This window comes from Pseudomonas sp. NFPP12 (assembly GCF_900103205.1).
Taxonomy (GTDB): Bacteria; Pseudomonadota; Gammaproteobacteria; order Pseudomonadales; family Pseudomonadaceae; genus Aquipseudomonas; species Aquipseudomonas protegens.
In genome coordinates, this window is record NZ_FMWW01000004.1 from 451,402 (window position 1) to 471,967 (window position 20,566).

A 20,566-nucleotide genomic window follows, 5' to 3' on the forward strand; every position below is an offset into this window, starting at 1 on the left:
AGTCCGCCATGAAACACGAAACGATTGAGAAAAACGTCGGCCTGCTGATGCTGCTGATGGTCTTCGCGGTGAGCATCGGCGGTCTGACCCAGATCGTCCCGCTGTTCTTCCAGGACGTCACCAACAAGCCGGTGGAAGGCATGAAGCCCTACACCGCCCTGCAGCTGGAAGGCCGCGACATCTACATCCGCGAAGGCTGCGTACAGTGCCACTCGCAGATGATCCGTCCGTTCCGCGCCGAGACCGAGCGTTATGGTCACTACTCGGTGGCCGGTGAAAGCGTCTGGGACCACCCGTTCCTGTGGGGTTCCAAGCGTACCGGTCCGGACCTGGCCCGGGTGGGCGGTCGCTACTCCGATGACTGGCACCGTGCGCACTTGTACAACCCGCGCAACGTGGTGCCCGAGTCGAAGATGCCGGCCTACCCATGGCTGGTGACCGCACCGGTAGACAGCAGCCACACCGAAACCAAGCTCAAGGTCATGCGCACCCTGGGCGTGCCGTACACCGACGAAGACATCGCCGGCGCCACCGCCACGCTCAAGGGCAAGACCGAAATGGACGCCCTGGTCTCCTACCTGCAAGTGCTTGGCACTTCGATCAAGAGCAAGAGGTGAGCCATGGGTTTTGAACTCGATAGCGGCATGATCCGCGGCCTCGGGACCCTGGTGGTGATGATCGCCTTCATCGGCCTGTCGATCTGGGTGTTCAACTCAAAGCGCAATCCCGAGTTTGCCCAGGCCCGCCTGCTGCCCTTCGCCGACGACCCGATGCCGGGCACGGCACCGGCCGGTAACACAACTGATGACGCTCAACCTCAAGAGCCTGCAACAAGGAGCATTCGGCCATGACCACCTTCTGGAGTACGTGGATCTGCGTACTGACCATTGGCAGCCTGATCGGCCTGACCTGGCTGCTGGTCGGCACCCGCAAGGGCGAGACCAAGGGCAGTGTCGACCAGACCATGGGCCACGCCTTCGATGGCATCGAGGAGTACGACAACCCCTTGCCGCAATGGTGGTTCCTGCTGTTCGCCGGGACCCTGGTGTTTTCCGTTGGCTACCTGATCCTCTACCCGGGTCTGGGTAACTGGAAAGGCATCCTGCCGGGCTATGAAGACGGCTGGACCCAGACCAAGGAATGGGAAAAGGAGATGGCCAAGGCGGACGTGAAGTTTGGTCCGATCTTCGCCAAATTCGCGGCCATGCCGGTGGAAGAAGTGGCCAAGGACCCGCAAGCGCTGAAAATGGGCGGACGCCTGTTCGCCTCCAACTGCTCGGTCTGCCACGGTTCCGACGCCAAGGGTGCCTTCGGCTTCCCGAACCTGGCGGACGACAACTGGCGGTGGGGCGGCAGCGCCGACACCATCAAGGCCACCATCATGGGCGGCCGCATGGCGGCCATGCCAGCCTGGGGCGAAGTGCTCAAGGAAGCAGGCGTGAAGAACGTGGCAGCTTACGTTCGCCATGACCTGGCCGGCCTGCCCCTGCCAGCCGACAGCGATGCCGACCTGGTAGCCGGACAGCAAGCGTTCAGCACCACCTGCGTGGCCTGCCACGGCGCTGACGGCAAAGGCACCCAGATCATGGGCGCGCCCGACCTGACCCAGCCCGCCGGCTTCATCTACGGCACCAGCCTGGCCCAACTGCAACAGACCATCCGCCATGGTCGCCAGGGCCACATGCCAGCGCAGAGCGAACTGCTCGGCAATGACAAGGTGCAACTGCTGGCCGCCTACGTTTACAGCCTTTCCCACGGCAACAAGCCACAGGCTGAAAACACCCAGTAAGACGAGTCACGGCAAGCTGCGGGTTCCCGACTTGCAGCTTGCCGCTCGTGGTTCAACTTCCCGCTCCTTTGCGACCAAGTGTCGCACCCTCTCCCGCAGCGCGTTTGCACTCATCTGATTCAGGTCTAAGCTTGCCCCGATGGGGACTGGCACGGGCTGGTCACAGGCCAACGGTATCCGTGACGTTCGAAGCTTCTGCTCGATGACAGGCCGCAAAGGCTGGTTTATACCGGCTGTCGACTCTCTTACCGCCTGTCAGCTGATCCATCGGCTTCCACACACCCGGTTACAACCGACCTGACCCCCCCCGTTTCCTGTCCATGGCGACAGCTTGTCCGAGGGCAATTTTTTGTCCCTACTCGGCATAGGGAAAGGCCGCAGAATCAGGCATGGAACGCATTGACCCAGGTCATAGCGCGTTGCAATGACCCCCTGCTTTCTCCATACTTGCGACCGATTTTTATCCCTAATAAAACACCCAAACCGTGGAACCTTAGAATGAGCACAGCAATCAGTCCGACTGCTTATAACTATAAGGTAGTCCGCCAGTTCGCCATCATGACGGTGGTCTGGGGGATCCTTGGCATGGGGCTCGGTGTCTTCATCGCCTCACAACTGGTATGGCCGGAGTTGAACTTCGGTCTGCCGTGGACGACGTTTGGACGCCTGCGCCCGCTGCACACCAACCTGGTGATCTTCGCCTTCGGTGGATGTGCATTGTTTGCCACCTCTTACTATGTCGTGCAGCGAACCTGCCAGACGCGACTGATTTCCGACAGCCTCGCGGCCTTCACCTTCTGGGGTTGGCAAGCGGTGATCGTCGGCGCGATCGTGACCCTGCCACTGGGTTACACCACCACCAAGGAATACGCCGAACTGGAATGGCCCCTGGCTATCCTGCTGGCGATCGTCTGGGTCACCTACGGCCTGGTATTCTTCGGCACCATCACCAAGCGCAAGACCAAGCACATCTATGTGGGCAACTGGTTCTACGGTGCCTTCATCGTGGTGACCGCGATGCTGCACATCGTCAACCACGCTTCCCTGCCGGTCAGCTTCTTCAAGTCCTACTCGGCCTACGCCGGTGCGACTGATGCGATGATCCAGTGGTGGTACGGCCACAACGCCGTGGGCTTCTTCCTGACCACCGGCTTCCTGGGGATGATGTACTACTTCGTACCCAAGCAGGCCGAGCGTCCGATCTATTCCTATCGCCTGTCCATCGTGCACTTCTGGGCGCTGATCACCCTGTACATCTGGGCCGGTCCGCACCACCTGCACTACACCGCGCTGCCGGACTGGGCTCAGTCCCTGGGCATGGCCATGTCGATCATCCTGCTGGCGCCAAGCTGGGGCGGTATGATCAACGGCATGATGACCCTCTCGGGCGCCTGGCATAAGCTGCGCACCGACCCGATCCTGCGCTTCCTGGTGGTATCCCTGGCGTTCTACGGCATGTCGACCTTCGAAGGTCCGATGATGGCGATCAAGACCGTCAACTCGCTCTCGCACTACACCGACTGGACCATCGGCCACGTACACGCCGGCGCTCTGGGCTGGGTAGCGATGATCTCCATCGGCGCCCTGTACCACCTGATCCCGAAAGTCTTCGGTCGTCAGCAGATGCACAGCATCGGCCTGATCAATACCCACTTCTGGCTGGCTACCATCGGTACCGTGCTCTACATCGCCTCGATGTGGGTCAACGGCATCACCCAGGGCCTGATGTGGCGTGCAATCAACGATGACGGCACCCTCACCTACTCCTTCGTCGAAGCGCTGCAAGCCAGCCACCCGGGCTTTATCGTCCGTGCTCTGGGCGGTGCGTTCTTCGCCACCGGCATGCTGATCATGGCGTACAACGTGTTCCGCACCGTTCGCGCCTCGAACCCGGCTGAAGCTGAAGCCGCTGCTCAGATCGCTGTAGTTGGAGCTCACTGATGAAGCACGAAGTAGTCGAGAAGAATATTGGCCTGCTGGCCTTCTTCATGGTCATCGCCGTCAGCATCGGCGGCCTGACCCAGATCGTCCCGCTGTTCTTCCAGGACGTCACCAACAAGCCGGTGGAAGGCATGAAGCCGCGTACCGCGCTGGAACTGGAAGGTCGCGACGTCTACATCGCCAACGGCTGTGTCGGCTGCCACTCGCAGATGATCCGTCCGTTCCGCGCTGAAACCGAACGCTATGGTCACTACTCGGTAGCTGGTGAGAGCGTCTGGGACCACCCGTTCCTGTGGGGTTCCAAGCGTACCGGCCCGGACCTGGCCCGAGTGGGCGGTCGTTACTCCGATGACTGGCAGCGTGCGCACTTGTACAACCCGCGCAACGTGGTGCCCGAGTCGAAGATGCCGGCTTATCCGTTCCTCGTAGAAAACAAGCTCGACGGCAAAGACACCGCGAAGAAAATGGAAGTCTTGCGCACGCTCGGCGTCCCTTACACCGACGAAGACATCGCCGGTGCCAAGGATGCCGTGAAGGGCAAAACCGAAATGGACGCGCTGGTGGCCTATCTGCAAGGCCTGGGCACCATCATCAAAAGCAAACGGTGATCTAGATGGATATCGGGATGATTCGTGGCCTGGGCACCCTTGTTGTGATGGTGGCCTTCATCGGTTTGGCGCTCTGGGTGTTCAGCCCCAAGCGCAAGTCCGAGTTTGAAGACGCAACCTTGCTGCCGTTCGCGGATGATCCCGACGCCATCAAGCACGTCGAGCAAGCTTCTAGGAGTAACAAAGAATGACTACGTTCTGGAGTCTGTACGTCACAGTCCTCAGTCTGGGTACCATCTTCGCCCTGACCTGGCTGCTGCTGTCGACCCGCAAGGGCCAGCGCGCCGAGCAGACCGACGAGACGGTCGGCCACTCCTTCGACGGGATCGAGGAGTACGACAACCCCCTGCCGAAATGGTGGTTCATGCTGTTCGTCGGCACCATCGTCTTCGCCCTGGGCTACCTGGTGCTGTACCCGGGCCTGGGCAACTGGAAAGGCGTTCTGCCGGGCTACAACTACCTCGATAACGAGAAGCAGACCCCGTTCGCCAACGGCCAGTCCGGCTGGACCGGCGTCCACGAGTGGGAAAAGGAAATGGCCAAGTCGGACGCCAAGTTCGGTCCGATCTTCGCCAAGTACGCTGCCATGCCTATCGAAGAAGTGGCCAAGGACCCGCAAGCCCTGAAAATGGGTGGCCGTCTGTTCGCATCCAACTGCTCGGTCTGCCACGGGTCCGACGCCAAGGGCGCCTATGGCTTTCCCAACCTGACCGACGCCGACTGGCGCTGGGGCGGCGAGCCGGAAACCATCAAGACCACCATCATGGGCGGCCGTCACGCAGTGATGCCGGCCTGGCTGGACGTGATCAAGGAACAAGGCGTCAGTGACGTTGCCGCCTATGTCCTGACCAACCTCGACGGCCGCAAGTTGCCGGAAGGCCTGAAGGCCGACCCGGTCAACGGCCAGAAGCTGTTCGCCGCCAACTGTGCGGTATGCCACGGTCCGGAAGGCAAAGGCACCCCAGCCATGGGCGCGCCTAACCTGACTCACCCGGCTGCCTTCATCTACGGTTCGAGCTTCGCCCAACTGCAGCAGACCATTCGTTATGGCCGTCAAGGCGTGATGCCAGCGCAGGAACAACTGCAAGGCAACGACAAGGTTCACCTGCTCGCGGCTTATGTCTACAGCCTGTCCCACGGTGACAAGCAGGCCGACGCCGAGTAAGACCGACGCCTGAAAGCAACACCCAACGGCCCCGCCAATCAACATTGGCGGGGCCGTTTTGTTTGCGCCTGGCATCGGCTGACGCTCGACGGCGGATCACCCTTTCCAGCAACCCGGTAGCCAGGATTCGACAATATGGCGGACTTCGAGACCTGCGGCGTACGCCTGCTCACTCCCTGGAAGAATTGAACGGCGCGACGTGCAAAAGGGTCCATAATCCACAAGTCAATTGATTCAAGTCATTACACCATCAGTTGATTTCTCCCAACGCGACCAAAGGTCGCACCCTTGCGCTAGAGCTACAGGCGTATCATTGCGCCACTGCAACACCCCTTTTGACCGCGGTCGGCACGCATCGACCGAGGCATTTTTCCACTGCCGTGGGATGCAATGATGAGCAACCAGATTCCCGTACAAGACGTTACCCCGCCTGCCAAAAACGCGACCAACAGCGTCGATCTCTACGCCTCCAGGGAAAAAATCTACACCCGCGCCTTCACCGGCCTGTTCCGCAATCTGCGCATGCTTGGCGGCGCCGGATTGTTCCTTCTGTACTTCGGTACCGTGTGGCTCAACTGGGGCGGCCACCAGGCTGTCTGGTGGAACCTGCCGGAACGCAAATTCTTCATCTTTGGCGCCACGTTCTGGCCCCAGGATTTCATCCTGCTCTCGGGCCTGTTGATCATCGCCGCCTTCGGCCTGTTCTTCATCACCGTCTATGCCGGCCGCATCTGGTGCGGCTACACCTGCCCGCAGAGTGTCTGGACCTGGATTTTCATGTGGTGCGAAAAGGTCACCGAAGGCGATCGCAACCAGCGCATCAAGCTGGACAAGGCGCCCATGAGCGCCAACAAGTTCCTGCGCAAATTCAGCAAGCACAGCCTCTGGCTGCTGATCGGCTTCGTCACCGGCATGACCTTCGTCGGCTACTTCTCGCCGATCCGCGAGTTGGTCATCGACTTCTTCACCGGCCAGGCCGATGGCTGGTCCTACTTCTGGGTCGGCTTCTTCACCCTGGCCACCTACGGCAACGCCGGCTGGCTGCGGGAACAGGTGTGCATCTACATGTGCCCCTATGCACGCTTCCAGAGCGTGATGTTCGACAAGGACACCCTGATCGTTTCCTACGACCCACGCCGTGGCGAAGCCCGTGGCCCGCGCAAGAAAGGCGCCGACTACAAGGCCCAGGGCCTGGGCGACTGCATCGACTGCACCATGTGTGTCCAGGTCTGCCCCACCGGCATCGACATCCGTGACGGCCTGCAGATCGAATGCATCGGCTGCGCAGCCTGCATCGACGCCTGCGACAGCATCATGGACAAGATGGAGTACCCCCGCGGGCTCATCAGCTACACCACCGAACACAACCTCTCGGGGCAGAAAACCCATAAACTGCGCCCGCGCCTGATCGGCTATGCCCTCGTGCTGCTGGCCATGATCAGCCTGCTGGTTACGGCATTTTTCATGCGTTCGCTGGTGGGCTTCGATGTCAGCAAGGACCGGGTGCTGTACCGCGAAAACGCCGAAGGCCGGATCGAAAACGTCTACAGCCTGAAGATCATGAACAAGGACCAGCGCGATCACACCTATGTGCTGGACGCCTTCGGCCTGCCGGACCTGAAGCTGCAGGGCAAGCGCGAAATCCACGTGGTGGCCGGCGATATCGTCAGCATGCCGGTGGAGCTGTCGATTGCTCCCGAACAGCTGCCATCGACCACCAACGAGGTGAAATTCATCCTCAAGGATGCCGACGATGACAGCGTCCATGTTGAAGCCAAGAGCCGGTTCATCGGCCCACAAATTCGTTAAGAGAAGTGATCATGCCCGCAGCCACCGCCGCAAGCCCCTGGTACAAGCACCCCTGGCCCTGGATCATCATCGGCATCCTCGCCTGTTCCGTGACCCTGACCCTGTCCATGGTGACCATTGCCGTGAACAACCCGGACAACCTGGTCAACGACAACTACTACGAGGCCGGTAAAGGCATCAACCGCTCCCTTGACCGCGAGCTGCTGGCCCAGACCCTGAAGATGCGCGCCAACGTGCACCTCGATGAGCTGACCGGCGAAGTCGAACTGCGCCTGAGCGGTGACAGCCAGCCCAAGACCCTGGAGCTGAACCTGATCTCGCCCACCCAGCCGGAAAAGGACCGCAAGATCACCCTGGCCCGCAGCGAAACCGAACACGGGCGCTACATCGGCCAGTTGACCGACCAGGTCGAAGGGCGGCGCTTCGTCGAACTGCTGGGGGTCGAGGGCGACAAGACCTGGCGCATGTTCGAAGAAGAACAGGTCAGCCATGACAAGGACCTGCTGCTGGGCGACGAGCCCCTGCAAGGTGCCGAAGACCTGAACTGAGCAGTACCTGCCGTACATCGCCGGCCCGTCGCCTCCCCTGCCCTTGCAGCGGAACCGGTGCGCCGGCGATGAGTTTTTCCCACATTACAAAGACCGCCGATGACCACGCCACTGCCTTGCTACCACTGTGCCCTGCCGGTTCCTGCCGGTAGCCGGTTCACCGCCGTCGTGCTTGGCCAACCCCGGGAGTTCTGCTGCCCGGGCTGCCAGGCAGTGGCCGAAGCCATAGTCGCCGGCGGTCTGGAGCACTACTACAGCCATCGCAGCGAGGCCTCGGCCAACCCTGAAGCCCTGCCCGTGCAACTGGTGGACGAACTGGCGCTGTACGACCGCGCCGACGTGCAGCAGCCCTTTGTCCGGCACGAAGGCGAGCTGGCGGAAACCACGCTGCTCATGGAGGGCATCAGTTGTGCCGCCTGCGGCTGGCTGATCGAAAAACACCTGCGCAGCCTGCCAGCGGTGGCTGAAGCCCGGCTCAACCTGTCCAACCACCGCCTGCACGTGCGCTGGGCCGACAGCCAACTGCCCCTGAGCCAAGTGCTCAGCGAGCTGCGCCACATCGGCTACGCCGCCCACCCGTATCAGCCGGATCGCGCCTCCGAGCAACTGGCCAGCGAAAACCGCCTGGCCTTGCGCCAGCTGGGCGTCGCCGGCCTGCTGTGGTTCCAGGCCATGATGGCGACCATGGCCACCTGGCCGGAATTCAACATCGACCTGAGCCCCGAGCTGCATACGATCCTGCGCTGGGTCGCGCTGTTTCTCACCACGCCCATCGTCTTCTACAGCTGCGCACCGTTCTTCAAGGGCGCCATGCGCGATTTGCGTACCCGCCACCTGACCATGGACGTCTCGGTGTCCCTGGCCATCGGTGGGGCCTACCTGGCCGGCATCTGGACCTCCATCAGCGGCATTGGCGAGTTGTATTTCGATGCCGTCGGCATGTTCGCCCTGTTCCTGCTCGCCGGCCGCTACCTGGAACGCCGGGCCCGGGAGCGCACCGCGGCGGCTACCGCGCAACTGGTCAATCTGCTGCCAGCTTCCTGCCTGCGCCTGGATGAAGACGGCCAGAGTGAACGCATCCTGCTCAGCGAATTGCGCCTGGGCGACCGGGTGCTGGTGCATCCCGGCGCAGTACTGCCGGCAGACGGCAAGATCCTCGACGGCCAATCGAGCATCGACGAATCCCTGCTCACCGGTGAATACCTGCCGCAGCCCCGTGGCCTGGGCGATAGGGTGACCGCCGGCACCTTGAACGTCGAAGGTGCGTTGACAGTGCAGGTCCAGGCCCTGGGCCAGGACACCCGGCTATCGGCCATCGTGCGCCTGCTGGACCGGGCCCAGGCAGAGAAACCGCGGCTGGCGGAGGTTGCCGATCGTGCAGCCCAGTGGTTCCTGCTGTTCTCGCTGATCGCCGCGGCCGCCATCGGGCTGCTGTGGTGGCAATTAGACGCCTCACGGGCGTTCTGGATCGTCCTGGCCATGTTGGTGGCGACCTGCCCTTGTGCGCTGTCCCTGGCCACGCCCACAGCCCTCACCGCCGCCACCGGCACCTTGCACAAGCTCGGCCTGTTGCTGACCCGCGGCCATGTACTGGAAGGCCTGAACCAGATCGACACAGTGATTTTCGACAAGACCGGCACCCTCACCGAAGGGCGGCTGGCGCTGCGTTCCATCCGGCCATTGGGGGCCCTGTCCAGCGATGACTGCCTGAGCCTGGCCGCTGCCCTGGAAAACCGTTCCGAGCACCCGATCGCCCGGGCTTTCGGCCGTGCCCCAGTGGCCGCCGAGGAAGTTACCAGCAGCCCCGGCCTGGGCCTGGAAGGCCTGGTGGGCGATCAGCGTTTGCGCATCGGGCAACCAGCCTACGTTTGCCAGCTCAGTGGCTGTACCGTTCCGCCCATGCCCGATGAAGCCGGCCAATGGCTATTGCTCGGTGACAGCCAGGGGGCTCTCGCCTGGCTGGTGCTGGACGACCGCCTGCGCAGTGATGCTCCGGCCCTGCTGGCGGCCTGCAAGGCCCGTGGCTGGCACACCCTGCTGCTGTCCGGGGACAGCTCGCCGATGGTCGCCAGTGTCGCTGCGGAACTGCAGATCGACGAAGCCCGGGGTGGCCTGCGCCCCGATGACAAGCTGCAAGTGCTGCAACAGCTGCACCAGCAGGGCCGCAAGGTGCTGATGCTCGGCGATGGGGTCAACGATGTGCCGGTGCTGGCCGCCGCCGACATCAGCGTCGCCATGGGCTCGGCCACTGACCTGGCCAAGACCAGCGCCGATGCGGTACTTCTGTCCAATCGCCTGGATGCCCTGGTGCAGGCCTTCAGCCTGGCCCGCCGCACGCGCCGGGTGATCATCGAGAACCTGCTCTGGGCCGGGCTGTACAATGGCCTGATGCTGCCGTTCGCCGCCCTCGGCTGGATCACTCCGGTGTGGGCGGCGGTCGGCATGTCCATCAGTTCCCTGACCGTGGTGCTCAACGCCCTGCGCCTGACCCGCATGCCGCGGCCGGCCGACAGCGCCGACGCCCCCGAAACCCGCCCGTTGCCGGCCTGAGCCGCCGGGCCTGGAGTCCAGATGCCAGCTCTTTACGTGATGATCCCGGCCGCCCTGCTGATCGTGGCCATCGCCATCTACATCTTCTTCTGGGCGGTGGACAGCGGCCAGTACGACGATCTCGACGGCCCGGCCCACAGCATCCTGTTCGACGACCAGGACCCAAGCCACACCGCCGCGGTGGATGAGGCCAAGGGCCAACCGAGCAGCGAAGCCGACCCCGCCAGAAAATCGGAACCGCCCCATGCTTGAACTGGCCCCTCTGCTGGTCTCTGCGCTGATCCTCGGCCTGCTGGGTGGCGGCCACTGCCTGGGCATGTGCGGCGGCCTGATGGGCGCCCTGACGCTGGCCATCCCCCCGGAACAGCGCAGCCGACGCCTGCGCCTGCTGCTGGCCTACAACCTGGGCCGCATCCTCAGCTACGCCCTGGCCGGCCTGCTGCTGGGCCTGGCGGGCTGGGCTGTGGCCAACAGTCCGCTGGCGCTGTTCATGCGAGTGCTGGCCGGGTTGCTGTTGATTGCCATGGGCCTGTACCTGGCCGGCTGGTGGAGTGGCCTGACCCGCATCGAAGGCCTTGGCAAGGGCTTGTGGCGGCATATCCAGCCGCTGGCCAGCCGCCTGTTGCCGGTTTCCAGCCTGCCCCGTGCATTGCTCCTGGGGGCGCTGTGGGGCTGGCTGCCGTGCGGCCTGGTGTACAGCACCCTGCTGTGGTCGGCGAGCCAGGGCAGCGCCCTGGACAGCGCGCTGTTGATGCTGGCCTTCGGCCTGGGCACCTGGCCTGTGCTGCTGGCCACCGGGCTGGCAGCCGAACGGATCACCGCCTTGCTGCGTCGGCGCAGCGTACGCATGGCTGGCGGCGTGCTGGTCATTCTCTTCGGCATCTGGACCCTGCCCGGTCCTCACCAGCACTGGCTGATGGGCCACTGACCCCGGGGAGGCGCCCGGCAACCGGGCCTGCACGCCTCGTCGGCACTGCTCCGGCGGCTCCCGAACACCCTTGATACAAGTCAAGATGGCCCTGGCCCGAACCTCCTAGACTCGCGAACACTGCCAGCCTATCCGGGGGAATTCCCGCATGCTCGACGCCATTCGTTGGGACACAGATCTGATCCGCCGCTACGACCTGGCGGGACCGCGCTACACCTCATACCCGACCGCAGTGCAGTTCAACAGCCAGGTCGGCGCCTTCGACCTGCTGCACGCCCTGCGCGACAGCCGCAAGGCGCAGCGCCCGCTGTCGCTGTACGTGCACATCCCGTTCTGCGCCAACATCTGCTACTACTGCGCCTGCAACAAGGTCATCACCAAGGATCGCAGCCGCGCCCTGCCCTACCTGCAGCGCCTGGAACAGGAGATGCAACTGATTGCCTGCCACCTGGCCCCCAACCAGCGGGTGGAACAACTGCATTTCGGCGGCGGCACCCCGACCTTTCTCAACCACGATGAACTGCGCCAACTGATGGCCCTGCTGCGCAAGCACTTCAACCTGCTGGACGACGACTCCGGCGACTACGGCATCGAGATCGATCCCCGGGAAGCCGACTGGTCGACCATGGGCCTGCTGCGAGAGCTGGGTTTCAATCGGGTCAGCATCGGCCTGCAGGACCTGGACCCGGCAGTGCAACGCGCGGTCAATCGCCTGCAAAGCCTGGATGAAACCCGGGCGGTGATCGAAGCGGCCCGCACCCTGCAGTTCCGTTCCATCAACATCGACCTGATCTACGGCCTGCCCAAGCAGACCCCGGAAAACTTCGCCCGCACCGTGGAAGAAGTCATCAGCCTGCAACCGGACCGGCTCTCGGTGTTCAATTACGCCCACCTGCCGGAGCGTTTCATGCCCCAGCGGCGGATCAACGGCAGCGAACTGCCTGCCCCGGCGGAAAAGCTGCAGATGCTGCAACGCACCATCGAACAGCTGACGGCTGCCGGCTATCGCTACATCGGCATGGACCATTTCGCCCTGCCCGATGATGAACTGGCCATTGCCCAGGAAGAGTCCACCCTGCAACGCAACTTCCAGGGCTACACCACTCATGGTCATTGCGACCTTATTGGGCTCGGTGTTTCAGCCATCAGCCAGATCGGCGATCTCTACTGCCAGAACAGCAGCGACCTGACGCACTATCAAAATGCCTTGGCTGGCGCACAACTGGCCACCAGTCGCGGCTTGGTATGCAATGCCGATGACCGTCTGCGCCGGGAAGTTATTCAGCAACTGATCTGCAACTTTAGTCTTAAGTTCGAAGAGATCGAACAGGCTTTCAATATCGACTTTCGCGGCTACTTCAATGAACTCTGGCCGGAACTGGAAGAGATGGCCGACGACGGCCTGATTGAACTTGGCAGCGAAGCAATCATCGTGCTGCCAGCCGGTCGCCTACTGGTGCGCTCGGTGTGCATGGTGTTCGATGCATACCTGGGCCAGCAGAACCGCCAGCGGTTTTCCCGGGTGATCTAGGATTTCATGATCAAGGATGCAGCCTTCATCACCTGCTCAGGGCTCAAGCCCGCTTCTTTCATTGCCTTGGCCAGGGAGGCATTGGCGGTCAGCAAACCGCCGTTGAGTATTGCCAGGGCAGATTGCAGGCTGCCGATCCGGACCTTGGTTTCTTCTGGGCTCAGGTGCTTGTCGGCCATGACCGCCTGGAGCTGGGCGAGGGTCTCGGCAATCTGTTGTTGCAATTTTCTGATCATCTTGAGGATCTGCTGAATGTTTTCCGGCAGGCCGCTTTCCTCGATATCACTGTCACGCCCTTTGGCGGCGGCGGATTTGTTCAGGCCGGCGCCAGACAGCGACACTTTGACGCCCTCCCCGATCACTGGCTCTGCAACTAATGGAGAAACTCTTAGTTGCTCGTCAACCTGACTTGTCGAGGGCTCTTGAAGTGACTGCAAGTTATTGCTGCCATTAGTAATAGCGCCAACGGACGACATAATTTCAGCCTTCCAAGTTACTTTCGTTAACAGGTTATCGACCCATAAAAGGATAGCTTTACGACTAACAGTCAATACGGCACGGACTGGCCGGAACCTCCTCCCGTGAGTTACCCTTACGGCTTATGTGTGTTTTCCCACAAGGATTCTAGAATGTCCGAGCCAGTTAAACTGCGCGCTCACAACCAGGCCCATTGCAAGGATTGCAGCCTGGCACCCCTCTGCCTGCCACTTTCGCTGAATTTGGAAGACATGGACGCGCTGGACGAAATCGTCAAACGTGGCCGCCCATTGAAAAAAGGCGAATTCCTGTTCCGTCAGGGTGACGGCTTCGACTCGGTGTACGCCGTGCGTTCGGGCGCCCTGAAAACCTTCAGCCTGAGCGACAGCGGCGAAGAACAGATCACCGGCTTCCATCTCCCCAGCGAGCTGGTAGGCCTGTCAGGCATGGACACCGAAAGCCATCCCGTCTCGGCCCAGGCGCTGGAAACCACCTCGGTGTGTGAAATCCCCTTCGAACGCCTCGATGAGCTGGCACTGCAACTGCCACAGCTGCGTCGCCAGCTGATGCGGGTCATGAGCCGGGAAATCCGCGATGACCAGCAAATGATGCTGCTGCTGTCGAAAAAGACCGCTGACGAGCGTATCGCCACGTTCCTGGTCAACCTGTCCGCGCGCTTCCGCGCCCGGGGCTTCTCGGCCAACCAGTTCCGCCTGAGCATGTCGCGCAACGAAATCGGCAACTACCTGGGCCTGGCGGTGGAAACCGTGTCCCGGGTGTTCACCCGTTTCCAGCAGAACGAACTGATTGCCGCCGAAGGCAAGGAAGTGCACATCCTCGATCCGATCCAGCTCTGCGCCCTCGCCGGCGGCTCGGTGGAGGGCTGATCCACAGCCTGTGCGGCTGAGCCAGGCGGCTCGGTCGCGGGTATACTGGCGCGGCCTATTTGCCCGCCAGGACACCTGAAGATGGCCTTCGATTCCTTCGACATCAAATCCCTGATCCGCCCCGTCATCGACTTCCCGAAACCGGGCGTGATCTTCCGCGACATCACCCCCCTGTTCCAGTCTCCCCGGGCCCTGCGCCTGGTGGCGGACAGCTTCGCCCAGCGTTATGTCGAAGAAGACTTCAGCCACATCGGCGCCATGGACGCACGGGGTTTTCTGATCGGCTCGATCATCGCCTACCAGTTGAACAAGCCGCTGATCCTGTTCCGCAAACAGGGCAAGCTGCCGGCCGACATCCTGGCCGAGGGCTACCGGACCGAGTACGGCGAAGCCTTCATTGAAGTCCACGCCGACAGCCTGTGTGAAGGCGACTCGGTGCTGTTGATCGATGACCTGATCGCCACCGGTGGCACCCTGATCGCCGCCGCCAATCTGGTACGGCGCATGGGGGCCAAGGTCTATGAAGCCGCGGCGATCATCGACCTGCCGGAACTGGGCGGCTCGCAGAAGCTGCAGAACATGGGGATCCCGACCTTCTGCCTGACCCAGTTTTCCCTGACCGAGCGCTAGCCTGCACCTACAGCCCCATCTGCTTGCTGATGATTTCGTTCATCACCTCGCGAGTGCCGCCGCCGATCGACAGAATGCGGTTGTCGCGATACAGGCGCTCCACCAGGCTTTCGCGCATGTAGCCCATGCCACCGAGGATCTGCACCGCATCGTGGGTAATACGGTCGGCGGTATCGGTGGCGAAGTTCTTGGCCATGGAAATTTCCTTGATCACACTCTTGCCGGCGGCCATCTTCGCCGCCTGGCGATAGGTGAACTCCCGGGAAACCTCCAGGGCCGTGGCCATCTCCGCCAGACGGTGCTTGAGCACCTGGAACTTGGCGATGGGCTTGCCGAACGCCTCCCGCTCGCGCGCCCACTTCAGGCTTTCCTCCAGGGCCATCTGTGAGGTCATGTTGGCCATCAGGGCCAGGGCCAGGCGTTCGCTCTGGAAGTTGCCCATGATGCAGGCAAAGCCCATGTCCTCGGCGCCGATCAGGTTGCCCACCGGCACCCGGCAATCGTCGAAGAACAGCTCGGCGGTATCCGAGGCCCACCAGCCCATCTTTTTCAACTGCCGACCCACAGTGAAGCCCGGCGTGCCCTTTTCGACCAGCAACAGGCTGATACCGCCGTAGCCAGGTTCGCCGGTGCGCACCGCAACGGTGTAGAAGTCGGCGCGCACGCCACTGGTGATGAAGGTCTTGCTGCCACTGAGCCGGTAATGATCGCCATCGCGCACGGCGCGGGTCTGCAGGTTGGCCACGTCCGAGCCGCCGCCGGGCTCGGTGACCGCCAGGGCGCTGATCTTCTCCCCCGACAACACCAGCGGTGCGACCCGCTCACGCAATTCGGGGCGAGCCCATTTGACGATGGGCGGCAGGCCGATATCCAGAGAGCCGAGGCCCGCCATCAGGCCGCCGGAGCCACTGCGCATCAACTCCTCGCTGGCGGCGATCTTGGCGAACAGATCACCCTCATGGCTGCCGCCCAGGGCCTCGGGGTAACCGATGCCCAGAAGCCCGGCGGCCCCGGCCTTGAGGTACAGCTCACGGGGGAAACTGCCCGCCTCCTCCCACTCGTCGATCTGGGGAAGGATTTCACGCTCGACGAAACGTCGCACGCTGTCGCGGACCAACTGGTGGCTGGGGTCGAAGTATTCCTGGCAGGCAGACATCGGCAAGCTCCTCTGAAGGGTCGAAGGAACTTACCAAGCGCTTGCTTGGTTTTCAAGAGAATGCGTGGCGCATCCTTCGCCAGTCAGCCGGCTCCCGCAGTCTTACAACGCTATGGGTTTGCGCCCGGCAAAGGAGTGAGCCAGGGTGCCGCCATCCACCAGTTCCAGCTCGCCGCCCAGAGGCACGCCGTGGGCGATGCGCGAGGTGATCAGGCCCTTGTTGGTCAGCAGTTGGGCGATGTAGTGCGCAGTGGCTTCGCCTTCCACCGTCGGGTTGGTGGCCAGGATCACTTCGCTGAAGCTGCCCTGCTCCTCGATACGCGCCAGCAACTGCGGAATGCCGATGGCCTCCGGGCCCAGGCCATCCAGAGGCGACAGGTGGCCTTTGAGCACGAAGTAGCGCCCGCGATAGCCGGTCTGCTCCACCGCGTACACATCCATCGGCCCTTCCACCACGCACAGCAGGGTGTCGTCGCGACGCGGGTCGGCACACTGCGGACACAGCTCGTCTTCGGTCAGGGTCCGGCACTGGCGGCAATGCCCCACGCCTTCCATGGCCTGGCTCAGGGCCTGCGCCAGGCGCAAGCCGCCACTGCGATCACGCTCGAGCAGTTGCAGGGCCATGCGCTGGGCGGTTTTCTGACCCACGCCCGGCAAGGTGCGCAGGGCATCGATCAGTTGGCGAATCAGGGGGCTGAAGCTCATGGGCAAAGGTCCGACAAAAACAACGAGACGCGGTTTATACCCGCGCCTCGGGGTAGCGTCAAATGCTCGCGTCCGGGGCGACCTTGACCACCAGCTTGCCGAAGTTGCGCCCCTCCAGCAGGCCAATGAAGGCTTCTGGTGCCTGCTCCAGTCCCTCGACCACGTCCTCCTTGAACTTGACCTTGCCTTCGCGCACCCAGGGCGCCATGGCCTTGATGAACTCCGGATGGCGGTCGCCATAGTCGTCGAAGACAATAAAGCCCTGGATGCGTACCCGCTTGGTGAGCAAGGTGCGCTGCAGCAGTGGCAGGCGATCCGGCCCCGGCGGCAGCGCCTGGGCGTTGTACTGGGCGATCAGCCCGCACAGGGGAATACGCGCCCTGGGGTTGAGCAGGGGCAGTACCCCGTCGAAGACCTTGCCACCGACGTTTTCAAAATAGATGTCCACGCCCTTGAAGCAGGCCTGGGCCAGTTCGTCGGCAAAGTCGGGGCTCTTGTGATCGATGCAGGCATCAAAACCCAGCTCCTCGACCACATAGCGGCATTTGTCGGCGCCACCGGCCACGCCCACCACCCGCAGCCCCTTGAGCTTCGCCACCTGCCCCACCACCGACCCCACGGCGCCGGAGGCCGCACCTACCACCAGGGTTTCCCCGGCCTTGGGCTGGCCGATGTCCATCAGCCCCATGTAGGCGGTCATTCCGGGCATGCCGAGCACACCCAGGGCCATGGAAGGGCTGGGCAGGCCAGAGGGCACCGGGATCAGGTTGCGGCCATCGCAAATGCAGTGGCTCTGCCAACCAGTGGCGCCCACCACCAGGTCGCCCTCCTGGAACTTGGGGTTGAGCGAACGCTCGACCCGGCTCACTGCACCGCCGGTCATGACCTCGTCTATTTCCACTGGCGCCGCATAGGACGGGGCATCACTCATGCGCCCGCGCATGTAGGGGTCCAGGGACAGGTAGAGGGTCTTCAACAGCACCTGGCCATCAGCCAGTTCCGGCAAGGCCACCCGCTCCAGGCGGAAATTCTCCGGGACCGGCGCGCCTTCGGGCCGAGAGACCAGTACCACGCGCTGATTGAGGGTCAATGTTTGCGGCATCATGGACACTCCTTTAGGGAAGGTTGAATGAAAGGGTATAGGTTGCAGACCCTGTGAATAGCATCACGTTCGATGTTTCTGCAGATGGATCTGCTGTTGCCTTCGCCGGCTAGCCGGCTGCTACCCACCGCGCAGTGCTGATCGCCAGGGCAAAAAAAAGCCAGGCTCAAGGCCTGGCTTTATGTAGTCCATCCGATGCGCTTGCGCGAATCAGAACGGCAATTTCATGCCTGGAGGCAGTTGCATGCCGGCGGTCATGCCGGACATCTTTTCCTGGCTGTTGGACTCGATCTTGCGCACGGCGTCGTTCACCGCAGCGGCAAACAGGTCTTCGAGCACTTCACGGTCATCTTCGCTGACGCCTTCCAGCAGGCTCGGGTCGATGCTCACGCGCTTGATGTCATGACGGCCGGTCATGACTACGGTGACCATGTCGCCACCGGCTTTGCCGGTGACTTCGGCATTGGCCAGTTCTTCCTGCATCTTGGCCATTTTTTCCTGCATCTGCTGTGCCTGCTTCATCAGGCCGGCCATGCCACCTTTCATCATGGGAATTACCTCAAAGTACGGGGATGGAAACGGCGCCCGGCCCCTGGCCCGGCGCCCTTTGAATGATCAGCCCTGAGCCGCCAGGGCCTCGACAGGTTCAATAGTATCGTGGCGCACCACTGCACCGAACTCCTGGACCATCCGCTGGATGAACGGATCACCATGGATCGACTCCTCGGCCTCGCGCTGACGATCGGCACGGCGCCGTGATGCAGCCTGGGCCGGGGTTTCCTGCTCGGGCTTGATCAGCTCGATCGCCAGGGTCAGGGTACGCCCGTGGTACTGGTTCAGGGCGTCGTTGAGGCGACGCTGCTGGGTGGCGTTGAACAGTGCGCTGTGGGCCGGGTCCAGGTGCAGCAGCCAATGGTCGCCGTCCACGGCCATCAGGGTGCAGTTGGCGGCGATGCTGCCGGTCATGCCCGAGATCGGCAGTTTCGGGAACAGTTGCAGCCATTCCAGGGCCAGGCCAGTGGCCGGCTTGGCAGCAGGTTCGGGCTCGGGTTCCGGCGCCGGATCGGCTGCGTGCTCACTGGCCAGTTCGTCCAGGTAGCTGTAGGCCGAATCCATGTCCGGCTCGATATAGTCCTCGTCCAGCGGCGGCTCGTCGTCCAGGTCGATACCCGGAGTGGCGGCGTCGACTTCCGCCACCGTGGGTTCCGGCACCGGGGCGCTGACCCACTCCGGCGCGTCCGGCACCACGCTGTCCGGCGTCGGGGTCGGCATCGGCGTCAGCTCAGGCTGCTCGGCGGCCACCTCCAGCACCGGCTCGACCGCTGGCTGCTGTTCGATCTGTGGCTCCACCGGATCGTTCCAGGGCAGGTCGACCACCGCTTCGGCAACCACCGGCTCGGGCTCGACGGCGACCGCTTCGGCCACAGGGGGCGCGACAGGTTCTGGCGCGGCAACAGGTGCTGGCGCCACTGGAGCACTCACAACCGGAGCCGGGGCAACGGTCGCTACAGGCACGGCAGGTGCCGGCGCCGCCACGGCTTGGGCGGAATCAACTGTGGCCTGGCTGATCCCCACTGGCTTTAGCGGCTGTCTCGGTGCATCCGCGGTATCGGCTGGGCGGAAGGCCAGCATTCGCAGCAGGACCATTTCAAAGCCGCCGCGGGGGTCCGGCGCCAACGGCAGGTCGCGCCGACCGATCAGGCCCATCTGGTAATAGAACTGCACGTCTTCGGCAGGCAGGGCCTGGGCCAGGGCCAGCACCCGGTCACGATCGCCGTGCCCGTTGTCGACCCCTTCCGGCAATGCCTGGGCAATCGCCACCCGGTGCAGCACGTTGAGAATTTCCGAAAGCACGCCGTTCCAGTCCGGCCCCTGCTCCGCCAGGTGCCGCACCGCCTCCAGCAACGCCTTGGCGTCGCCGTTGATCAGCGCATGCAGCACGTCATAGACCTGGCCGTGATCGAGGGTGCCGAGCATGGCCCGCACATCGGCCGCCATGACCTTGCCTTCACCGAAGGCAATCGCCTGGTCGGTGAGGCTCATGGCATCGCGCATCGAGCCATCGGCGGCGCGGCCCAGCAGCCACAGGGCGTCATCCTCGAACGGCACGTTCTCCACGCCCAGGACGTGGCTCAGGTGCTCCACCACCCGTTCCGGGGTCATGTTCTTGAGGGAGAACTGCAGGCAGCGCGAGAGGATGGTCGCCGGCAGCTTCTGCGGATCAGTGGTCGCCAGGATGAACTTGACGTAGGGCGGCGGCTCTTCGAGGGTCTTGAGCAGGGCGTTGAACGAGTGGCTGGAGAGCATGTGCACTTCGTCGATCAGGTAGACCTTGAAGCGCCCGCGGCTCGGTGCGTATTGCACGTTATCCAGCAATTCACGGGTATCCTCGACCTTGGTCCGGCTCGCGGCGTCGATCTCGATCAGGTCGACAAAGCGCCCCTCATCGATCTCGCAGCACACCGAACAGGTGCCACAGGGCGTGGAAGTGATACCTGTTTCACAGTTCAGGCATTTGGCAATGATTCGCGCGATGGTGGTCTTGCCCACCCCGCGAGTGCCGGTAAACAGGTAGGCGTGGTGCAGCCGCTGGCTGTCCAAGGCATTGATCAGAGCCTTGAGCACATGGGTCTGGCCGACCATTTCGCGGAACGAGCGCGGACGCCATTTACGTGCAAGAACCTGATAACTCATCGAAAACCGTCGCAACTGGAAAGCGGAAGCCGGTAATGCTAGCGGA

Annotated in this window: 21 protein-coding genes; 15 read left to right on the forward strand and 6 right to left on the reverse strand. The window is 62.8% G+C overall.

Features of this window, described 5'->3' with window-relative positions:
• Window positions 1-8: 8 nt before the first annotated feature.
• The 13 genes from ccoO (BLS75_RS19160) (at window position 9) to hemN (ending at window position 12,869) form a co-directional block, all read left to right on the forward strand.
• Entirely contained in the window at window positions 9-617 is a 609-nt protein-coding gene (gene ccoO / locus BLS75_RS19160; RefSeq protein ID WP_011060244.1) for a cytochrome-c oxidase, cbb3-type subunit II, read from the forward strand.
• Window positions 618-620: 3 nt separating this feature from the next.
• Window positions 621-851 carry a cbb3-type cytochrome oxidase subunit 3 gene (locus BLS75_RS19165; protein ID WP_011060243.1) on the forward strand — a complete coding sequence of 77 codons (231 nt, stop codon included), beginning with the start codon at window positions 621-623 and terminating at the stop codon, window positions 849-851.
• Window positions 848-1,789, forward strand: a complete 942-nt coding sequence (ccoP, locus tag BLS75_RS19170; RefSeq protein WP_011060242.1) for a cytochrome-c oxidase, cbb3-type subunit III — start codon at window positions 848-850, stop codon at window positions 1,787-1,789. The genes BLS75_RS19165 and ccoP (BLS75_RS19170) overlap by 4 nt, the downstream gene beginning before the upstream one ends.
• Window positions 1,790-2,287: 498 nt before the next feature.
• The gene (gene ccoN, locus BLS75_RS19175; RefSeq protein ID WP_011060241.1) at window positions 2,288-3,730 is read left to right on the forward strand and encodes a cytochrome-c oxidase, cbb3-type subunit I; all 1,443 of its coding nucleotides are present in this window, start codon (window positions 2,288-2,290) and stop codon (window positions 3,728-3,730) included.
• Window positions 3,730-4,338, forward strand: a complete 609-nt coding sequence (gene ccoO, locus BLS75_RS19180; protein ID WP_011060240.1) for a cytochrome-c oxidase, cbb3-type subunit II — start codon at window positions 3,730-3,732, stop codon at window positions 4,336-4,338. The genes ccoN and ccoO (BLS75_RS19180) overlap by 1 nt, the downstream gene beginning before the upstream one ends.
• Window positions 4,339-4,343: 5 nt before the next feature.
• Complete coding sequence (locus BLS75_RS19185) at window positions 4,344-4,529, forward strand: CcoQ/FixQ family Cbb3-type cytochrome c oxidase assembly chaperone (RefSeq protein ID WP_011060239.1); 186 nt, start codon at window positions 4,344-4,346, stop codon at window positions 4,527-4,529.
• On the forward strand, window positions 4,526-5,503 hold the full coding sequence (gene ccoP / locus BLS75_RS19190) for a cytochrome-c oxidase, cbb3-type subunit III (protein WP_011060238.1): 978 nt from the start codon (window positions 4,526-4,528) through the stop codon (window positions 5,501-5,503). Before BLS75_RS19185 ends, ccoP (BLS75_RS19190) begins: the two co-directional genes overlap by 4 nt.
• A 393-nt stretch (window positions 5,504-5,896) precedes the next feature.
• A complete protein-coding gene (gene ccoG, locus BLS75_RS19195) occupies window positions 5,897-7,312 on the forward strand; it encodes a cytochrome c oxidase accessory protein CcoG (protein ID WP_072451574.1) in 1,416 nt (471 codons plus the stop codon).
• An 11-nt stretch (window positions 7,313-7,323) separates the two neighbouring features.
• Entirely contained in the window at window positions 7,324-7,860 is a 537-nt protein-coding gene (locus BLS75_RS19200; RefSeq protein WP_072451575.1) for a FixH family protein, read from the forward strand.
• 99 nt (window positions 7,861-7,959) lie between these two features.
• Window positions 7,960-10,410: a heavy metal translocating P-type ATPase gene (locus BLS75_RS19205; RefSeq protein WP_011060235.1), complete on the forward strand. Its 2,451-nt coding sequence runs from the start codon at window positions 7,960-7,962 to the stop codon at window positions 10,408-10,410.
• A 21-nt stretch (window positions 10,411-10,431) separates the two neighbouring features.
• Complete coding sequence (ccoS, locus tag BLS75_RS19210) at window positions 10,432-10,662, forward strand: cbb3-type cytochrome oxidase assembly protein CcoS (protein WP_011060234.1); 231 nt, start codon at window positions 10,432-10,434, stop codon at window positions 10,660-10,662.
• The gene (locus BLS75_RS19215; protein ID WP_011060233.1) at window positions 10,655-11,338 is read left to right on the forward strand and encodes a sulfite exporter TauE/SafE family protein; all 684 of its coding nucleotides are present in this window, start codon (window positions 10,655-10,657) and stop codon (window positions 11,336-11,338) included. Before ccoS ends, BLS75_RS19215 begins: the two co-directional genes overlap by 8 nt.
• A 148-nt stretch (window positions 11,339-11,486) precedes the next feature.
• On the forward strand, window positions 11,487-12,869 hold the full coding sequence (gene hemN, locus BLS75_RS19220) for an oxygen-independent coproporphyrinogen III oxidase (protein ID WP_011060232.1): 1,383 nt from the start codon (window positions 11,487-11,489) through the stop codon (window positions 12,867-12,869).
• Here hemN and BLS75_RS19225 read toward each other — a convergent pair.
• The gene (locus tag BLS75_RS19225) at window positions 12,866-13,345 is read right to left on the reverse strand and encodes a hypothetical protein (RefSeq protein WP_065363452.1); all 480 of its coding nucleotides are present in this window, start codon (window positions 13,343-13,345) and stop codon (window positions 12,866-12,868) included. The genes hemN and BLS75_RS19225 overlap by 4 nt on opposite strands.
• Before the next feature lie 153 nt (window positions 13,346-13,498).
• Between BLS75_RS19225 and fnrA the strand changes: the two genes are divergently transcribed.
• Both fnrA and BLS75_RS19235 read left to right on the forward strand, forming a co-directional pair.
• Window positions 13,499-14,233 carry a Crp/Fnr family transcriptional regulator FnrA gene (fnrA, locus tag BLS75_RS19230; protein WP_011060230.1) on the forward strand — a complete coding sequence of 245 codons (735 nt, stop codon included), beginning with the start codon at window positions 13,499-13,501 and terminating at the stop codon, window positions 14,231-14,233.
• Between the two features lie 81 nt (window positions 14,234-14,314).
• A complete protein-coding gene (locus BLS75_RS19235) occupies window positions 14,315-14,863 on the forward strand; it encodes an adenine phosphoribosyltransferase (RefSeq protein ID WP_072451576.1) in 549 nt (182 codons plus the stop codon).
• 7 nt (window positions 14,864-14,870) lie between these two features.
• On the opposite strand, the gene BLS75_RS19240 is transcribed toward BLS75_RS19235, so the two are convergent.
• The 5 genes from BLS75_RS19240 to dnaX form a co-directional block, all read right to left on the reverse strand.
• Window positions 14,871-16,019, reverse strand: coding sequence for an acyl-CoA dehydrogenase family protein (locus tag BLS75_RS19240; RefSeq protein ID WP_072451577.1), 1,149 nt, complete (start codon window positions 16,017-16,019; stop codon window positions 14,871-14,873).
• Window positions 16,020-16,121: 102 nt separating this feature from the next.
• The gene (recR, locus tag BLS75_RS19245; RefSeq protein ID WP_011060227.1) at window positions 16,122-16,724 is read right to left on the reverse strand and encodes a recombination mediator RecR; all 603 of its coding nucleotides are present in this window, start codon (window positions 16,722-16,724) and stop codon (window positions 16,122-16,124) included.
• Window positions 16,725-16,782: 58 nt separating this feature from the next.
• Window positions 16,783-17,826, reverse strand: a complete 1,044-nt coding sequence (locus BLS75_RS19250) for an NADP-dependent oxidoreductase (RefSeq protein WP_011060226.1) — start codon at window positions 17,824-17,826, stop codon at window positions 16,783-16,785.
• Between the two features lie 210 nt (window positions 17,827-18,036).
• Window positions 18,037-18,375, reverse strand: coding sequence for a YbaB/EbfC family nucleoid-associated protein (locus BLS75_RS19255; RefSeq protein WP_015634779.1), 339 nt, complete (start codon window positions 18,373-18,375; stop codon window positions 18,037-18,039).
• 66 nt (window positions 18,376-18,441) lie between these two features.
• Window positions 18,442-20,520 carry a DNA polymerase III subunit gamma/tau gene (gene dnaX / locus BLS75_RS19260; protein WP_011060224.1) on the reverse strand — a complete coding sequence of 693 codons (2,079 nt, stop codon included), beginning with the start codon at window positions 20,518-20,520 and terminating at the stop codon, window positions 18,442-18,444.
• Between the last annotated feature and the right edge of the window lie 46 nt (window positions 20,521-20,566).

Coding starts and splice junctions, on each gene's coding strand:
- ccoO (WP_011060244.1), top strand. CDS start 9: ATGAAACACGAAACGATTGAGAAAAACGTCGGCCTGCTGATGCTGCTG.
- BLS75_RS19165 (WP_011060243.1), top strand. CDS start 621: ATGGGTTTTGAACTCGATAGCGGCATGATCCGCGGCCTCGGGACCCTG.
- ccoP (WP_011060242.1), top strand. CDS start 848: ATGACCACCTTCTGGAGTACGTGGATCTGCGTACTGACCATTGGCAGC.
- ccoN (WP_011060241.1), top strand. CDS start 2,288: ATGAGCACAGCAATCAGTCCGACTGCTTATAACTATAAGGTAGTCCGC.
- ccoO (WP_011060240.1), top strand. CDS start 3,730: ATGAAGCACGAAGTAGTCGAGAAGAATATTGGCCTGCTGGCCTTCTTC.
- BLS75_RS19185 (WP_011060239.1), top strand. CDS start 4,344: ATGGATATCGGGATGATTCGTGGCCTGGGCACCCTTGTTGTGATGGTG.
- ccoP (WP_011060238.1), top strand. CDS start 4,526: ATGACTACGTTCTGGAGTCTGTACGTCACAGTCCTCAGTCTGGGTACC.
- ccoG (WP_072451574.1), top strand. CDS start 5,897: ATGAGCAACCAGATTCCCGTACAAGACGTTACCCCGCCTGCCAAAAAC.
- BLS75_RS19200 (WP_072451575.1), top strand. CDS start 7,324: ATGCCCGCAGCCACCGCCGCAAGCCCCTGGTACAAGCACCCCTGGCCC.
- BLS75_RS19205 (WP_011060235.1), top strand. CDS start 7,960: ATGACCACGCCACTGCCTTGCTACCACTGTGCCCTGCCGGTTCCTGCC.
- ccoS (WP_011060234.1), top strand. CDS start 10,432: ATGCCAGCTCTTTACGTGATGATCCCGGCCGCCCTGCTGATCGTGGCC.
- BLS75_RS19215 (WP_011060233.1), top strand. CDS start 10,655: ATGCTTGAACTGGCCCCTCTGCTGGTCTCTGCGCTGATCCTCGGCCTG.
- hemN (WP_011060232.1), top strand. CDS start 11,487: ATGCTCGACGCCATTCGTTGGGACACAGATCTGATCCGCCGCTACGAC.
- BLS75_RS19225 (WP_065363452.1), bottom strand. CDS start 13,345: ATGTCGTCCGTTGGCGCTATTACTAATGGCAGCAATAACTTGCAGTCA.
- fnrA (WP_011060230.1), top strand. CDS start 13,499: ATGTCCGAGCCAGTTAAACTGCGCGCTCACAACCAGGCCCATTGCAAG.
- BLS75_RS19235 (WP_072451576.1), top strand. CDS start 14,315: ATGGCCTTCGATTCCTTCGACATCAAATCCCTGATCCGCCCCGTCATC.
- BLS75_RS19240 (WP_072451577.1), bottom strand. CDS start 16,019: ATGTCTGCCTGCCAGGAATACTTCGACCCCAGCCACCAGTTGGTCCGC.
- recR (WP_011060227.1), bottom strand. CDS start 16,724: ATGAGCTTCAGCCCCCTGATTCGCCAACTGATCGATGCCCTGCGCACC.
- BLS75_RS19250 (WP_011060226.1), bottom strand. CDS start 17,826: ATGCCGCAAACATTGACCCTCAATCAGCGCGTGGTACTGGTCTCTCGG.
- BLS75_RS19255 (WP_015634779.1), bottom strand. CDS start 18,375: ATGATGAAAGGTGGCATGGCCGGCCTGATGAAGCAGGCACAGCAGATG.
- dnaX (WP_011060224.1), bottom strand. CDS start 20,520: ATGAGTTATCAGGTTCTTGCACGTAAATGGCGTCCGCGCTCGTTCCGC.